Source organism: Paenibacillus sp. 2TAB26 (assembly GCF_052115145.1).
Taxonomy (GTDB): domain Bacteria; phylum Bacillota; class Bacilli; order Paenibacillales; family Paenibacillaceae; genus Pristimantibacillus.
Map to the genome: position 1 here is coordinate 131,560 of NZ_JBFRGC010000022.1, position 16,603 is coordinate 148,162.

The 16,603-nt window shown below is 44.6% G+C and carries 15 protein-coding genes; 11 read left to right on the forward strand and 4 right to left on the reverse strand.

The window, feature by feature from the left end:
• The first annotated feature begins 55 nt into the window (after positions 1 to 55).
• From AB4Z50_RS24030 to thiI, 11 genes are all read left to right on the forward strand, one after another.
• Positions 56 to 967, forward strand: a complete 912-nt coding sequence (locus tag AB4Z50_RS24030; protein WP_441883070.1) for a prenyltransferase — start codon at positions 56 to 58, stop codon at positions 965 to 967.
• Between the two features lie 29 nt (positions 968 to 996).
• Positions 997 to 1,725 (forward strand): DUF6081 family protein, encoded by a 729-nt coding sequence (locus AB4Z50_RS24035; protein WP_076268116.1) that lies wholly within the window; start codon positions 997 to 999, stop codon positions 1,723 to 1,725.
• Positions 1,726 to 1,748: 23 nt separating this feature from the next.
• A complete protein-coding gene (locus tag AB4Z50_RS24040; protein ID WP_441882921.1) occupies positions 1,749 to 3,152 on the forward strand; it encodes a sensor histidine kinase in 1,404 nt (467 codons plus the stop codon).
• On the forward strand, positions 3,145 to 3,843 hold the full coding sequence (locus AB4Z50_RS24045) for a response regulator transcription factor (RefSeq protein WP_441882923.1): 699 nt from the start codon (positions 3,145 to 3,147) through the stop codon (positions 3,841 to 3,843). The genes AB4Z50_RS24040 and AB4Z50_RS24045 overlap by 8 nt, the downstream gene beginning before the upstream one ends.
• Before the next feature lie 82 nt (positions 3,844 to 3,925).
• A complete protein-coding gene (locus AB4Z50_RS24050) occupies positions 3,926 to 4,636 on the forward strand; it encodes a YwaF family protein (RefSeq protein ID WP_441882925.1) in 711 nt (236 codons plus the stop codon).
• Between the two features lie 51 nt (positions 4,637 to 4,687).
• The gene (locus AB4Z50_RS24055; protein WP_441883072.1) at positions 4,688 to 6,151 is read left to right on the forward strand and encodes a DUF2339 domain-containing protein; all 1,464 of its coding nucleotides are present in this window, start codon (positions 4,688 to 4,690) and stop codon (positions 6,149 to 6,151) included.
• On the forward strand, positions 6,142 to 6,294 hold the full coding sequence (locus AB4Z50_RS24060; RefSeq protein ID WP_441882927.1) for a hypothetical protein: 153 nt from the start codon (positions 6,142 to 6,144) through the stop codon (positions 6,292 to 6,294). Before AB4Z50_RS24055 ends, AB4Z50_RS24060 begins: the two co-directional genes overlap by 10 nt.
• 170 nt (positions 6,295 to 6,464) lie before the next feature.
• Positions 6,465 to 7,067, forward strand: coding sequence for a nitroreductase family protein (locus AB4Z50_RS24065; RefSeq protein WP_441882929.1), 603 nt, complete (start codon positions 6,465 to 6,467; stop codon positions 7,065 to 7,067).
• Positions 7,068 to 7,356: 289 nt separating this feature from the next.
• The gene (locus tag AB4Z50_RS24070) at positions 7,357 to 8,031 is read left to right on the forward strand and encodes a lytic transglycosylase domain-containing protein (protein WP_441882931.1); all 675 of its coding nucleotides are present in this window, start codon (positions 7,357 to 7,359) and stop codon (positions 8,029 to 8,031) included.
• 92 nt (positions 8,032 to 8,123) lie between these two features.
• A complete protein-coding gene (locus AB4Z50_RS24075; protein WP_441882933.1) occupies positions 8,124 to 9,272 on the forward strand; it encodes a cysteine desulfurase family protein in 1,149 nt (382 codons plus the stop codon).
• 2 nt (positions 9,273 to 9,274) lie between these two features.
• The gene (gene thiI / locus AB4Z50_RS24080) at positions 9,275 to 10,495 is read left to right on the forward strand and encodes a tRNA uracil 4-sulfurtransferase ThiI (RefSeq protein WP_441882935.1); all 1,221 of its coding nucleotides are present in this window, start codon (positions 9,275 to 9,277) and stop codon (positions 10,493 to 10,495) included.
• A 61-nt stretch (positions 10,496 to 10,556) separates the two neighbouring features.
• Here the strand turns inward: thiI and AB4Z50_RS24085 are convergent, their stop codons facing one another.
• The 4 genes from AB4Z50_RS24085 to AB4Z50_RS24100 all read right to left on the reverse strand — a co-directional run bounded on the left by AB4Z50_RS24085 (position 10,557) and on the right by AB4Z50_RS24100 (position 16,599).
• A complete protein-coding gene (locus AB4Z50_RS24085; RefSeq protein WP_441882937.1) occupies positions 10,557 to 12,116 on the reverse strand; it encodes an ABC transporter substrate-binding protein in 1,560 nt (519 codons plus the stop codon).
• 49 nt (positions 12,117 to 12,165) lie between these two features.
• The gene (locus AB4Z50_RS24090; RefSeq protein ID WP_441882939.1) at positions 12,166 to 13,056 is read right to left on the reverse strand and encodes a carbohydrate ABC transporter permease; all 891 of its coding nucleotides are present in this window, start codon (positions 13,054 to 13,056) and stop codon (positions 12,166 to 12,168) included.
• A 17-nt stretch (positions 13,057 to 13,073) separates the two neighbouring features.
• On the reverse strand, positions 13,074 to 14,051 hold the full coding sequence (locus tag AB4Z50_RS24095) for an ABC transporter permease (RefSeq protein WP_441882941.1): 978 nt from the start codon (positions 14,049 to 14,051) through the stop codon (positions 13,074 to 13,076).
• A 211-nt stretch (positions 14,052 to 14,262) separates the two neighbouring features.
• Positions 14,263 to 16,599, reverse strand: a complete 2,337-nt coding sequence (locus tag AB4Z50_RS24100; protein ID WP_441882943.1) for a helix-turn-helix domain-containing protein — start codon at positions 16,597 to 16,599, stop codon at positions 14,263 to 14,265.
• Between the last annotated feature and the right edge of the window lie 4 nt (positions 16,600 to 16,603).

A 16,603-nucleotide genomic window follows, 5' to 3' on the forward strand; every position in this document is an offset into this window, starting at 1 on the left:
GCAAATGGAAGTGGTTCAATTGAACGATCGACAACAGAGAGGGCAGTGGCAGCTTATGTTTAAACAATTTATGAAAGCATCCAGGCTGAGCGTTCTTCCTGTTATGCTTATTCCCGTGGCGTTAGGTGCGCTGGGGGCTTTTGTGTGGAACGGCATTTTCAATCCTTTATTATTTATCATCACCATAGTTGGGGCAGGAACAGCCCATTTATTTTCTAATATGATCAATGATTTATGGGATTATTATAACGGTACGGATACGGCCGCTCAATCGACGGAAGGGGTAATTGCAACCAACTCTGGCTATTTGACAAAAGGGACGTGGAGCATTCGCACCTTTGCGACCGTAACATGGGCATTATTTGGCATTGCAGCGATTTGCGGCATTATACTTAGTATAACAAGCGGATGGCCGGTGCTCGTATTTGGCGGGCTTGGGGCGTTAATTGCTTATTTCTATGTAGCTCCGCCGATCCAGTTCGGATACCGCGGCAAAGGCTACAGTGAAGTCGCGATCTTGATCTCCTTCGGCATACTGCCTGTCGTAGGCGCTTATTTTGTACAAACCTCGGAGCTAGATTCTCGGGCATTTTGGCTATCGCTGCCAATAGGACTTTTGACTACCCTAATTTTGTTTAATCACCATTTCCTGCACTGGCAGGCTGATCGTCAAGCAGGGAAAAGAACATTAGTCGTCGTTTGGGGAGAAAAGAGAGCACTCGTTTTCTCGCGCGTTTTGCTTTTTCTCGCCTATATTTCGCTTATCCTATGCGTGGTCGTGAAAGCATTGCCTATTTACGGGCTGCTGGCGCTGCCAACAGCGATACCTTTATATTTGGTATACGGCAGGTTATCATCAAATAATGTATCGACTGCATACGTACCGCTTATGGGTGCCTCGCTGAAAGCAACGATGCGATGCGGTGTGATCTTAATCGTTGCCTTAATCATTCAAGGTCTTATTTAAAACATACAACTTAGAAAGAGGTCATGGATATGGAGAAGCAATGGACTTTAGGAGATTTTCATACGATTCTAAATGAAGGGGAAGTATGGAAAATCGGTGGTTTTCCGCTGCAAGACGGAACCTTCTGGCAGTACCGAGAGCCTAATGCGGTTGTCATTGTTCGCAATGGACTGCTGTATGTAAGAGCACCGCTTAGCCGCTCGAACGATCAAATTCAAATACTGGATAATGCTAAGCATATGTATTATTCTGCTGAACCTGTTCTTGTACCTGAATCCGGTGAGATTAGCTTTGAGCTACAAATTCGCGCACGTTCGCAAAATACAGCGCCTGATGATCTTTATGATGGTTTTGTTTCTTTGAATCTGCTCGATTTCACGACGGGCGGTGCGCTCGACTTTTTTGCGGGAAATGACAAATATGCAAGTGTATATGCCGTTCTTCCTTTTCCGGGAGTAAAGGTGCCGGAGACGGATAAAACGAGATATTTCTGTGTGTTTAAGGAAGACACAAACTTTGCGGCGCGCGAATTTAATACGTACAAAATTACGTACAATCGCACCAATGATGAAGTCGTATTTTTTGTGAATGGCCAAGAAGTGCGGAGAGAGCGTGATGTTCCGGTTAAATTTAACCAATTTATCGTTGCGTTAGGCATTATGACGGAAAAGGATTTGTCACCGGAGGGCAGCGTGTCGGTGCACGGACAGACTGTGATCGGAGAATGGTCTCCCATTACAATAGAAATCAAAGAGTAAAGTTGTTATGAAGGAGCTGCGTTATGCTATTCGTTCTTATTGCTTTGTGGGCTATTGCAGCCATTATATGGCTCTCCGATCGGCGAGCATCCGTTAATCATTGGTTAGGCGCTGTGGCGTTTAGCGGAGGAGCTGGTGCGCTTGCTGCCGTGCTTGACCTGCAATGGCTGCCAGCAGCAGCGGAAGCTGGAATGAATCAAGTAGCGCAGCAGCTTCTTTATCGCTTGCAAGCGTTATCCTCGTTGACCTCCTACTACGGATTGCCGTATTCCTTTGCATTGTTTGCTATAGCGTACAAACCTGTACGGCTTCCAAAACGGCTGCAGCAGCTTATGCCCTTTTTACTGTTAATTCCGATTGTTTTATGTGTTTTGTTTACTCCATTTTATAATACGATGTATCCCATCTCGTTCAAGATTGTCGTATGGTGGGCGGTTCCTTATATTATGTACGGGGCGATACAGGTACTGCTCAAGCGGCAGCTGCATGCCTCTTTTTCTCGCACACACTGGATAATATGTTCAACCGTGCTGCCGCCGGTTATGTTCTGTATGGTCATGAATTACGTATTTCCGAGCTTCGGGATGCTGCGGATGTGGGTCTATAATACATGGATCATTGGTTTAGCCGTAACTGTATTTGTTATTGCATTATTCACCTATGGCTTCATGGGTGTGCGAGTGAAGATCGATCGCCGCAGATACGATTCCACGTTAAGAGCAGTCACCTCAGGAACTGCCATACTTAATCATGCGATCAAAAACGATGCAGGAAAAATGCGGCTTTTCTCGGAGAAGATGAAAGCTTATGCGATCGAAACCGATCAACAAGAGCTGCTGGCGGATGTTGAAACGGTGCTGAACGCTTCTCGCCATATGCAGGAGATGCTGCAACGGGTTCATCGTCGAACAGAGGATTTGGTGCTTCGTGTGGAAGTGACCGACATAGCAGCGCTTATCGAGAAGACGATGAAAGGATACGCCCAAAGCCTTGGCAACATCAAGCTGCAAAGTGTGTTAAACGAAAGCTGGAGTTGTCGCATCGACCCCGCGCAGGTAAGCGAGGCTTTAGGCAATATAATAGCCAACGCTTTGGAGGCTATGCAAGACAAAGGCGTGCTGTCTATTCTGTTAAGCGAAACCAAAAGAGAGCTTATTATTGAGGTTAGAGACACGGGCCTTGGCATGGACAAGAGTGAGATAACGAAGGTGATGGAGCCTTTCTATACGACCAAAAGCGGCAGTGACACTAATTTTGGGCTCGGACTGCCCTATGCGTACCATGTGATGCGCAAGCATAAAGGTATGCTTGGCTTGCGAAGCGTGCCGGGAGCTGGAACATCGGTTTACATGACTTTTCCGAAACGGAATGTTCAAGCCACAAAAATAGATGTACATGTTTCGCAGAGGAGGGAAGCAAATGGATAAAATCAAGGTATGGATCGTCGAGGATGATCGTGATTGGCTTCGCGGCCTTGGCGCTTATTTAAACAAGGAGCAGGATATTGAAGTGGTTTGGTCTGCCAGCAGGGCTGACGATGTTAGACAGGCGCTTATGGAAGGGAAGCAGCAGTCTGTGCCTGCTGATGTAGTGCTGATGGATATCATGCTTGACGGAAGGCCGGAAGGCGTTCTGCTCGCTGAGGAGGCTGCAATAGCTACCGGAGCAAGGGTCATCATGCTTACGTCAATGGAGGAGAAGGAGCTTATCTTTCGATCCTTCCAAGCGGGAGCTATCGATTACCAAATCAAATCTGATTTTGAAAGCTTGCCTGAAGCTGTACGCTCGGCATACCGGAGTCAATCCCCCATTAATGCGGCTGTAGCAGAACGGATGCGCGAGGAATTCCGCCGACTGAAGCAGATGGAGCGCGAGTTCGAGGCGAAGAAGCTCGGTGATCTGATTACACCGTCTGAGCTTCAGCTGCTTGATTTAATTGATCAAGGATATACCCAGCCGCAGATTGCCGACAAGTTGGTTGTATCGATTCGTACCGTCAAAAACCATGTTAATCATATATTAAAAAAGCTGAATTTGAGCGGGTCGCGCGAAGCAGCAAATAAAGCCAAAGAGATGGGCTTATTTCATAAGAAAAAGGACGAGGATAGTACCATGTAAAGTTGGTACTATTTTTTTTATGTCATTTTTTACAAAATAGATAGTAGAAGAACGCTTACATCAACAGATTGGAGGCATACCGATGGATTTTGAAATGTTCTCGGCTGCTCATTTTGGGGCATTGGCGATTCTCGTTGCAGCCATTATCTGTATTATCGTTTTCCGGAAGCGAATGAGAGTGCCGAGAATAAACAAGATGGTACGAGTAGGGCTGGCTATTTTGCTAATATGCTGCGAGGTCTCGCTTCAGCTATCTTATATTCTCAATGATAATTGGGGAGTAGGCTCTCTGCCATTTCAGCTTTGCAGCTTAATGCTTTTGGTTAGCGCGGTCGTATTGCTTTGGAATCCAAAAAGTCTGTATGATGCATTATTTTTTCTTGGAAGCATGGGGGCGCTGCAGGCGCTGTTAACTCCTAATTTAGATGAAGCGTTTCCGCATTTTCGTTATTTTCAATTTTTCATCGCACATATAGGTATCGTTAGCGCAGCGCTATTTATCGTCGTAGTAGAACGCTATCGACCGACTTTCTTTTCCGTAGTGAAGGCTCAACTTTGGCTGCATGTATTCGCTATTCCGGCTGCGATTACGAACGTGGCATCGGGTAAAACAAACTTTATGTTTTTAGCTAAAAAACCGGGAACAGCCTCGTTGCTTGATATGCTGGGGCCATGGCCATGGTATTTACTGCAGCTGGAGCTTATTGCATTTGTTATATTTTTGCTGCTATATGCCGCTGTAAGGCTGCTCGATCGCTTAATATTCGTTAAACCAAGCAGTTCTGCTCAGTAACATCATATAAGATTTTATTATTAACAGAGAGAAGGTGGGAAAGTGAAAGAGATGCAGGAAATGGTGAATAGACACTGGACTTCACTGCTTGGGGTATTGTTCGTTATGGCTGCTTTTATTACGTTGTTCAAATATTCGATAGATCAAGGCTGGATTACGGAGTCGATGAAAATTGGCTTTGGTATGATAAGCGGAGCGGGTGTAGGCGCAGCCGGTTTGAAGCTCGCAAGCCGGCTGCCGCGCAATCCGATTGGTGAAATCTTGATTGGCATGGCGGCATGCATTTTGTATGCCACGTTTTCTTTTGCGGGAATTTATTACCGGCTGTGGGAACCAATGACCGTCTTGCTTGGAATGAGTGCAGTAACCATTGGAATATCCGTTTATGCGTATAAGTTTATGTCTCGGCTGCTAATGAATATAGCGATGCTGGGTGGTTTATTATCTCCGCTGCTTATGCGGCCGGAAACAGATCAAGTATTTGCTTTATTCCTTTATCTTCTTGTATTAAATGTTGCATTCCTATTTCTTAGCATCTCGCGCAATTGGCATGAGCTGCGGTTCATCAGCTTTATCGGATCATGGCTGATGTATATCGTATATTTCATTCATTATAATCCATCGACTGAAGGTTTTTGGAGTATGCCGTTTCGATATGCGCTCGCAGCTTTTCTCTTTTATACAATCGGACTAATGGTCTCTTCATGGAGCAATAAGTTATCCTTTGAGGGAATCGATTTGTATATGAACGCGATAAATGGCATTCTATTTGGATTTTGGGCACTATTCATTTTGAACGGTGAAGTGGCTTATGGGTACATACTCTCTTTTATCGGAATCGTTTATTTAATCGGTGGTTTCGTTATTTATATGTTAACAAACAAGATTACGCCATCCTCAGGCGTGTATTTCCTTGGCGGTTTGCTGTTGATTCTCGTGTCGGTAAGCAGCATTGGCGGCGGATATGAGTCAAAGCCTTTAATTACGGTGCTGCTATGGGGCTGCATAGCTGCGATAGCAGCAACAATCGGCTATGTTAAGCGCTGGATCCTGCTGAGCATCGGCTCGCTCGCTATCTGGTTTGTAGTCGGATGTTATTGGTATGTAGTCAATTGCGACACTCCTCGCGGCGAATGGTTTGGGATGTACATCCCGTTTCTGAATTGGGGGGCAGTTGCATGGATGGTGCTAGCTGCACTGGGTTTCTTCTTTTCTAGAAGGCTTGTCATTCCTCAGCTCACTGATCAAGCGAATCGGATGCTTGCTCGTGTGTATGCGCTGTTATCCCATCTGATCGTCGGCGGATTGCTGACAAGGCAAATTGAAAATATTTTCACAGAATATATGTATGATTCCGCTTCAAGTTATTTAGGTTTGGCTTTGTCTGTTTCTTGGGGCTGCTATGCATTGCTGCTAATTTTTTGTGGGGGGCTTATTATCGCGAGCTGCTGTTTCGTGCATTCGGTTCAGCGGTACTTGTTATCGTTGCAATTAAAGCGATGTTTATGGATTTAAGCGGGCAAGAGGCACTTTACAAGGTGGGTGTACTGTTAATACTAGGAGCCATTTCGTTTTTTATTACGTGGATAAATAGCAAATGGCGTGTTAAGAATGGAGAAATTAATGGCAAAGGTGAAGAGGCTGTCACTGAATCATAATTAAGAACGCAGGGGGAATAATGAACCTGTTGGTCTTGACAAGTGTACTCCAATACAATAAAGTTACTTACGTAAAGTAATTAAATTTATTTGGATTTGTAACTGCTTTTTAAGGCGGATACTTAGTTCACAGATGGAAGACACACAACATGTGAGAGGTAGGAGAAAAAATGACATCACAAGCTTTTTTGGACGCAGTAAGTAAAAGACGCTCGATCTACGGCATTAGCAAGGAGGCCGTTATCTCCGATGACAAAATTGTAGAATTGGTACATGAAGCGGTCAAGCATACTCCATCATCATTTAATTCACAAAGCACTCGTGTAGTTGTATTGCTTGGTGAAAATCATGATAAATTGTGGGATATTACGACGAATACGCTTCGCAATATGATTGCAGCAGATCAATTCGAGGCAACTGAGCAAAAAATGGGCGCTTTCAAAAGCGGATACGGTACCGTATTGTTTTTTGAAGATAAACAAGTCGTTGACGGCTTGATGGCCAACTTCCCAGCATATGCTCACAACTTCCCGATCTGGTCGCAGCATACTTCAGGCATGCATCAATTTGTAATATGGACGGCACTTGAGAATGAAGGTTTCGGCGCTTCGCTTCAGCACTACAATCCACTTATTGATGAAGAAGTAAAAACGACATGGTCATTGCCGGATTCTTGGCAGCTGGTTGCTCAAATGCCATTTGGCAAACCAACAGCAGCTCCAGGCGAAAAAACGTATCAACCGATCGATGAGCGTGTGAAAGTATTTAAATAAGCACTATTTTATATATTTGCTTTGAGCCAAAGATCGTTCCTATTTAAGGGCGATCTTTTTTTATGCCGTATGGACACCTATTTGGCTGAATCCCAGAAAGCAGCTGCCTCTTGCAGAGGATGGGCATGTGAAATATTTGGAGTGTCAAACGATAAAACAGGTAATGCCGCTCATTGAAAGGATTCATGAGGGGAAACTGGCTGTTTGCTCTAAAAACATGTACAATTAAAACCGATATACTTAAAGTACACTTAACAAACTTATATAATGATTCAGCTAGGAGGATATGATGAGTATTGACCCTCGGATAATCAAAACATTATTGCAGCTTCAGCTTTCACCAAATGTAAATTTACAAGCGGCTACTAATCCGTTGCAAGCGACAACAGGCGATGGCTCGGCATCCTTATTTGATACTCTTTTATCCCATTATATGACCGATACTTCTTCTGAAAATAATGCATTGGCGCAAGTCATGCCAGCAGATGCGCTCGCGCAACTGAGTTCACTTAGCGGCATGCCTAACGTGTCGTTCAGCAGTCAAGGCGCGTCTAACAGCTCTCCTTCTGCTTATGACGAGCTTATTCAACAAGCATCAGCCAAATATGGCGTAGATTCTTCATTAATTCAAGCGGTAATCAAAACCGAATCCGGCTTTCAAGCAGATGCTCAGTCAGGTTCTGGCGCTAAGGGCCTTATGCAGCTAATGGACGGAACAGCAAGAGGTCTAGGCGTTAGCAACTCCTTTGATCCCGCGCAAAACATTGATGGCGGAACTAAATATTTATCGATGCTGCTAAACAAGTATAATGGACATGAGCAGGTTGCGCTGGCTGCATACAATGCAGGACCGGGCCGAGTGGACCGTGCAGGAATAAAAACGAACGAGCAGCTAATAGAAAATCTTGAAGCGTTGCCAGAAGAGACGCAGCGCTATGTTGCCAAGGTGCTTCAGGCCAAGTAGAACGACAGCAATAAGATCACGATTTAGCGATCCGTCATGCAGGCGGGAGCAATCGATGATCTTTTTCTTTTTGAAAAGGAGATAAATCGAAAATGTTATATTTTGATCATTGTGCTTCATCACCACCGTATGAAGAAGTGGTGCAGACCATGATGGAAGTGATGAAGTCGCAGTATGCGAACCCTTCCTCGCTGCATCGTGCAGGTACTGACGCCGACAAGTTAATTGAACGCTCGCGTGCTGTTCTAGCCGAGCAGCTGCAAACCTCTAAGGGGAAATGGGTATTTACTTCCGGCGGTACAGAGTCAAATAATATAGCGATAAAGGGTGCTGCTCGTCAGTACGCTGGACGAGGCAAACATTTGATAACGACACAAATTGAGCATGCCTCCGTATACGAATCTTTTGCGCAGCTGGAGCTAGAAGGCTTCAGAGTCACCTATTTGCAAGTAGGCAGGTCGGGTCATGTAGAGCTTGAGCAATTGGAAGCGGCAATTACTGAGGAAACGATTCTCGTTAGCGTGATGCATATTAACAACGAGATCGGTTCGATTCAGCCAATCGAGAATATTGCAAAGTTGCTTAAACGATATCCGAAGGTCATGTTGCATGTCGATGCCGTTCAGAGTATTGGGAAGCTGCCGATTCATTTGGAAAAGTGGGGCATCGATTTGCTTAGCGGTTCGGCGCATAAGCTTCGTGGTCCCAAAGGCGTAGGTTATTTGTACGTGCGTGATGGCATTACGCTGTCCCCTTTGTTTAGTGGCGGCTCCCAGGAGTTTGGACATCGCGCTGGAACACAAAACGTACCCGCTATCGTTGCGTCAGCGAAGGCGCTGCGCATGTCGCTTGCTTCGATGGAGCAGAGAGAAAGGCGATTGAAAGTGCTCAAACAGCAGCTATTAACGCATATTGAGCAAATTCCAGAGCTTAAGCTGAACGGGGCAGAACCGTCTGCTTCCCATATTATACATTTCTCCTATCCGGGCATGAAGCCAGAGGTTGTCATCCATATGTTAGAGCAACGTGGTATAATGGCTTCAACGAAATCGGCATGTTCTTCTAAGGATGACAAGCCGAGCCGCGTGCTTCTAGCCATCGGTGCAAGTCATGAGCAAGCGAGCAGCGGCATTCGGATTAGTCTCGGAGACGAGCATGGAGAGCAGGATATTGCAGCCTTAGGAGCTGCACTGCGTCATGTTGTCGCACAACTTAAGCCGCTTGAGAGGAGATTGACTTAATTTTGCTTTATGATCAGATCGTGCTCCGTTATGGAGATTTAATGGTAAAAGGAAGAAATCGGAACAAATTCGAGAAGCGAATGCTTGATCAAGTAAAGCAGGCATTAATTTCTTATGATAATATTACTTATTTCAAATCGTTTGGACGTCTTTATGTCAAGCTGAATGGACATCCCTATGAGCCTATAGCGGATCGCTTGAAGGACTTGTTCGGCATCGTTTCTTTAAGTCCAGTTGTCAGCACAGAGGCTGATCTTGAGAAAATAAGAGCAGCTGCGCTAGCTCTTATGCAAGCATTGCCTGAGCAACCAAAAACGTTCAAGGTGAGTGCGAAACGTGCTTGGAAAGAGTTTCCTCATAATTCGCAGGAAATGAATCATTTGGTGGGCGGACATGTTCTACGTGCGATGCCGGGACTTAAAGTTAACGTCAGCAAGCCGGAAATTGAGCTGCGGGTGGATATTCAAGCGGAAGCTACTTACATCTTCTACGATGTCATCCCTGGCGCTGGCGGATTTCCGTTTGCATCAAATGGCAAAGCTATGTTATTGCTATCCGGGGGCATAGATAGTCCTGTTGCAGGCTGGCTGGCACTGCGTAAAGGTCTTGAAGTGGAGGCTGTGCATTTCCATAGCTATCCATTCACGAGCGAGCAGGCGAAAGATAAGGTAATCGAGCTTGCTAAGCGATTATCCTATTTCAGCGGGGAGCCGATTAAGCTTCATCTTGTTCCGTTTACCGAAATTCAAACTACGCTAGTACAAGCGAAGAGCGATAATCTGATCATTACATTAATGAGAAGGGCGATGCTTCGGATCACAGAGCAGCTGGCAGAACGCAATGGGGCAAACGGTATCGTTACTGGCGAGAGCTTAGGGCAGGTTGCGAGCCAGACGCTGCCGAGCATGAATGTCATTGGTCGAGCAACAGATCTGCCGCAGCTTAAGCCGTTAATTATGATGGACAAGCATGAAATTATTCGGATGGCGGAGAGAATCGGGACGTTCGAAACGTCGATTTTGCCATATGAGGATTGCTGTACGTTATTTTTGCCGAAATCGCCAAGTACGAATCCGAATCTTCGTATCGTTGAGAAGATTGAGGCTCTAATTCCTAATTATAATCAATTGCTTACTGCCGCTGTTGACGGTACGGAGGAAGTTTTATTGTCACCGCAGCTTCAAACGGCTGCCCAAACCGCTGGCGAGGATAGCTGGTTTTAATTGCGAATGAAGAAGCTTTGCAGGCGTATAGTTCCTGCAAAGCTTCTTTTTTGTATCGCTATTATTTTACTAGCCCTTTTTCTTGTTTGAATTTATCCCATTGCGCTGCGATTTCCGTTTGAATCTTTTCTTGACCGGAGGCAATGAGCTTATCTTTGTATTTTGGCAGCTCCTTAGCGGGGTCCACCGAACCGGATTCGAGAGCGGCCTGATATTCGTTGTTAACTGCCGTTACGTTAGCTATTTCGGCTTTGATGTTCTCTTCGTTCACGCCGAAGCCGTTAGTCGCAGGCACAAGGGCGCTGTCATTAAGCGCGATCGTCCGCTCCCATGTATCAGCGGCCTGACCTGGTTTAAGGAAGGCGTTGAACTGATTGCCGAATACCCAGTCGCCGTTTGGCGCATAACCTGAATCTTTAATCGGTTCGATATTTTTATCATCTACTCTATTATAGTGTTTGCCTTCAATACCATTGCAAATTAAGTTGTAGAGGTAGGAGTCCGTATTAAGCAAATTAATAAGCATCAATGTGCGTTCAGGGTTTTTGGAGCTTTTATTAATGACATGCATCGCTCCCGCAATTCCTGTAAAGTAGCTGTCGGCGATTGGAGCATACACGACTTCGTTGCCGCCGTTTATAGCCATCTCGCCAACTTCTCCGCCTGGTTTGGACGTAAACTCCAGCGAGACCGCAACATTGCCTTTGCCCTTCAAGTCATTGATGTTCTGTATAATTGGCGCATCTTCGTTAATGTAGCCTGCTTGGTACCATCTTCGCATATCATCGTAGTATCCTTTTTTCTCATCAAGCGTTTGCAATGTCCCAATATAACCAAGCGATGCATCGTCTTTCGCATAGCTTAGAACAAGACCGTCACCTACTTTTGTGCGATCGCTGTACAAGCCCCAAGAATTTTGTGCAAGTCCGAGAGGAATAATGCCGGGTTCATTTTCTTTTAATGTTTTTAGGAAAGGCTCGATATCCTTGTAAGATTGAATCGTGCTTACATCAAGATTGTATTTATCGATGAAGCGTTTTTGGATAATTAAGCTTTTTGTTTTTGCCGCTACCTGATAGATTGGAAAACCATACACCTTGCCATCAACAGCAAGCATATCCGGCCAAAATTTATCAGGGATGTTAGCGCGCGCTTCTGGTGCATATTTGCTGATCATATCATCTGTAATTTCTAGATAGGCACCTCTATCAATATAAGGCTGATAATTGCCAAGCCAGCCCTTCGAGCTCCACGCAAGGTCAAATTCTTCACCAGCTGCGAGCATGGCATTAAGCTTAGGCTCGTATTCATCGAACGTCAGCGGCTTGAGCACAACGGTCGCATTGATTTTCTCTTTTAAATATTTATTAATCTCATCATTAACTAGCTTTTGATCCGGGCCGGGATTTGCGGATACCGGATAAATGAAGGTCAGCTTAGCCTCAGGAAGGGATGGTTCTGCTGAAGCAGTCGCATCCGGCGTGGTCTCTGCCGTTTTGCTTGGCTCATTGGTGCTTGGGTTTGCAGGGGTATTGCCATTGTTCGAGCATGCTGCGATCATCGCCAAGCAAAGCATTAGAGCGAAGCACTTGAGTAGTAACGCTGCTTTTGTTGTTTTCACATTAAACCCTCCATGTATATGATTTTATATATGGCACAGTAGTCATTCCTTATCCTTTCAAGGAACCTACCGTAATACCCTTTACGAAATACTTCTGAAAAAAAGGAAAAATAATTAGCATCGGCCCGCCTGCAAGAATTGCCATTGCCATGCGAACGGATAAAGTCGGGAAATTGGCATAAGCCAGCTTGTCGGCTACCTGAGCGAGCGGAGAATTAGCCAAAAACTCAATTTGAGACAGAATGCGAACAAGCAGCAATTGAAGCGGGATATATTTATCATTGTCTATGAACAGCAGGGCATAAAACCATTCATTCCAGTAGCCAAAAGAGATGAACAAACCTAGCGTTGCTAGAGCAGGTGTCGACAAGGGTAAAATAATTCGGAAGAAGATTCGGAATTCTTTGGCGCCGTCTACCTTTGCTGATTCAATGATTTCTTTGCCGATCTTATCTAGAAAACCTTTCATAATCATAATGTTGAAAGGGCTGAGCAGCGTTGGAAGAATCAAAGCCAACAAAGAGTTTTTTAGATGCAAATATTGCGTCATCATGATGTAGAACGGAATAAGCCCGCCGTTGAACAGCATCGTAAAGAAAATGTAGAAGGTAATTGGACGGTTGTAACGGAAGTCCATTCGGGAAATAGGGTACGCCGTCATCGCAGTCAGCAGGAGGGATAAGACCGTACCGACAATTGTAATGAGGATGGTGACCAGATATCCTTTAAGCAGTGGGTCGGGTTTTTGAAAGACGATACGATAAGCTTCCATACTCCATTCCTTGGGAAAAAATTGATAGCCATTCTGTACAAGGCTGTTCTCAGAGGTCAATGAAATGATGATAACGAGAACGAATGGAAGGGCAATCATAAGACACAGGATGGTTAGAAAGATGTTAATGAACCCATTCATCAGGTTAAAGCCTTTAGTATTTGGCATAAAAGATTCCTCCATTTTTAAAACAATGCATTATCCTTATCCGCTTTGCGCACCAAATAATTTGCAGATACTACGGTAATTAATCCAACGACGGATTGCAGGAAGCCGACAGCAGCTGCTGAATTAATGTCTCCCAGCTTAGTTAAAGCGCGGTATACATAGGTATCGATAATATCCGTTGTAGGAAAATTCGGTCCGACGTTATTAGGGACAAAATAATGCAAGCCGAAATCACCGCGGAATATGTTGCCAAGGCCCAATATGAATAGGATAATGACAAGCGGTTTAAGCAGCGGCAAAGTAATTCGCCACATCATCTGAATGCGAGAAGCGCCGTCTAACCTAGCTGCTTCGTAATAATCGGTGCTGATACCGGTAATTCCTGCGTAATAGACCAAAGTGGAGAAACCAATTCCTTTCCATAAAGCAACGAGCGGCAGGATGAAGATCCATGGCGTTGTTTCTAAATACCACTTGTGAGGCTCTAATCCGAACCAACCGATTATGGTGTTGAGGAAACCTCCCTTATGATCCAGAAAAGCGTTCGTAATGTAGCCTACTAGCACAAAAGAAATAAAGTAAGGGAGAAACATGGTAGTTTGGTAGAGCTTGATAAGCTTCCCGCTAAGCTCATTAAGAAGAAGGGCGAGCAGAAGAGCGGCAACGGTTCCTAGAACGATGTAAGAAATGTTGTAGAGCAGCGTGTTGCGGATAATGCGAATAGCATCTTGGGCTTTGAATAGAAACTCGAAGTTATCGAATCCGATCCATTTGCTGCCGAAAATTCCTTGATCATACCTGAAATACTTAAAGGCAAGGATGAGTCCAATCATAGGAATGTAGGCGATTACAAATTTAAATAATATGCCGGGCATAGCGAGCAGCAGCAGCTCCCGGTTTTTTTTCAAATGCTTCCATTCCTTGCTCAGCCATCCGACCTTGTTCTTCGAGCCCCTTGTCGATAGCTCAGGAGCTCCGAGCTCTGTTTTGGCCACTTGCGATCTCCTCCATCTGAAGCGTTCCTGTTCTGATGCCCATCATGCCACGTAGAAACGACGGCGGGTAGAATAGGTTTTGCGAATTACTGTATTTCGTGAGTGTAAAATATTCGATTTTGTGAATATTCATCGATATCACAGGAAATAGAAAGATCCCTCGCTCACTGAAAGCAGTGAACGAGGGACCTTTTTAGCGGAATACATGGACTTATGAGATTGATTTCTTCATCCGATATTCCTTTGGCGTGCTTCCGACCTTTCCTTTAAACAAGCGGAAGAAATAGCTTTGATTAGCGTATCCGCATTTATCCATAATTTCTGCAATCGTATAGTTGTTTTGCTCCAAGAGAGATTGGGCATGACCTAGACGAACCTCATTAATATACTCCGTAATCGACATATTATAATTCTCTTTGAAGAGCTTGCCGATGTATGCGGAAGATAGCTTTACACTCATGGCAATGGATTGCTGGCTAAGATTAATGTCAGGAAATTTCTGCTCAATCAGCTCTTTGACCGTCTCGAGCATCATTTCATTTCGTTCCATATTTGCTGGGCGCTGATTTTCGCAGATTTTGGCACAAAGCGAGAGCAAAGAGAGGTACATTTCCTCGAGCGTTTCTTTCTCTTGCGAAATCTGTTGAATGTAATCCAGATCAACAGAGAAAGGAACGATCCGATTATCGTTTATTTCGCTTGATGCATTTTTAATGACCCATCCTAGATTGGATACCGCCCGAATCATATCATCATACTGAAAGGTGGAAATGAGGGAGAATGCCTTCTCAAGCTCATTGCCGGCATTCGTTAGCTGACCTTTCTTGAGCGCTTCAGTTAGCTTCTTCTCGATCGAATCGGGCAGCGACATTTGCTTGCTTCCCAGGTTTTCTTTAATGTCTTCCGACGTAATAATCGCTTTGAACCCTTTTACAATCATATACTGGCTAAACCGCAGAGCCTGCGTATAAGCCGTTGATAGGTAACTATACTGTGAAATGATGTCGCTGATTCCGCAGGATAGTGAAATATGGTAATAATGTTCAATCATTTGTTGAATCTCGCGCAGCTGTCGTACCACTTGTGGAAATAACAATGTCGTACCCTTAGCGCTGCAGGATAAAATGAGTACGACATGATCGCCTCGAATCTCGACAGCTTCGCAAAGATAATGCTCACGAATAATTTCTTGAGCAATATTAATAATGGCGAAATTATACAGCTTTTTCGAAGCGCCAGTGATGCTGTTGTCATAGGCAGCAAAGTGGTCGATCTTCAACACGCAGACAAGCAGCTCATCTTCGACGGAAATGTTTAAATCGTGTTTTTCAATGAGATGCTGCATATCATGATCGGAGAAAAGCTGACTGTCCGATAAAAATCGGCGGATATAATATTTGCTCACGATTTGCTCGGAGCTAATTTCACTCAGCTTCTCTGACAGCCTCATATAATTATCGCTCATCAGGAGCAGCTCATCGCTTACGCCGGAAGCACTTTGTTTCTCACCTTGAAGATGAGGACGAATTCGCTTCAGCATATTTTCAATCGGATTATACAGCTTGTAAGAGAGCCCTACCGACAATCCGATCGCGAGCAGCAGGAACAATGCTGACAAAAGCAGCGATTGATTCCGTGTCTGGTTCACCTCGCCCATCAGCTTGTCATAGGACTGGATATAGAGGATGGTCCAAGCGCCGAGACCGTCTTCCATGTAGGTGACCATTTCCTTTTTCCCTGAAAGCTTGCCGATAAAGAACCCTGCGGAATGGCTTTCATTTGTTTTGTGAGCAAGGACAAGCTCATTCACCTTCGCTTGATCTTGTGAAGCAGTGAATGGTGCACTCGGATCGGAGGATAAAAGCTTTCCGTTTTGCGTTTGAATATATATCAATCCCTGATCTCGATCACTAGCGACATTCATTTTTTGCAGGCTGTCGAATACCCAATCTGATTTAATAAACAATATGATAGCTGAATTATTTTTTGTAAACGGTTTCAAGGAATCGGTGACTATAAACGCAAAAGTATCGATTAGACCATCATTTTGCTCAAGGCTCATCGGAATTAAACGATTGGTTGGCTGTGGCTGTTTCGGGTCCAGCAGCATACTCCTGATACGCTGATCTGTAATGCCGCCATCAAGCAGCAGGCTGCTGCTTGTGCCGTATAGCTTGGATTGTGATTTGTTATAAATGACCATGGAGTGCAGAAAGGAGGAGCTCTCCATGATATTGGACATTTGTCTATGGCCGCGAATCAGGTCCATTTTTGGCAAGTCATCGTTGAACATAAGCGGAATTAGAAAGTGATCGCGATATACAAAGTTCGATAGCCTCGTAATAATATCGTTCATGTAGGAAAGATTGTACTGAATTTGCGAGAGTACCTTTAAATTGGACTGTTCTTGAATGTTCTTAACCGATTTTTCAAGAATGTACGTGTTGGTTATCGAAGATGCAACAAGCACAATGACCATCGTAGCCATAATGGAGAACATGACTCGCTGCAAATATTTTTTGGATTTGTAAAATCCGAATACTTTCATCCGA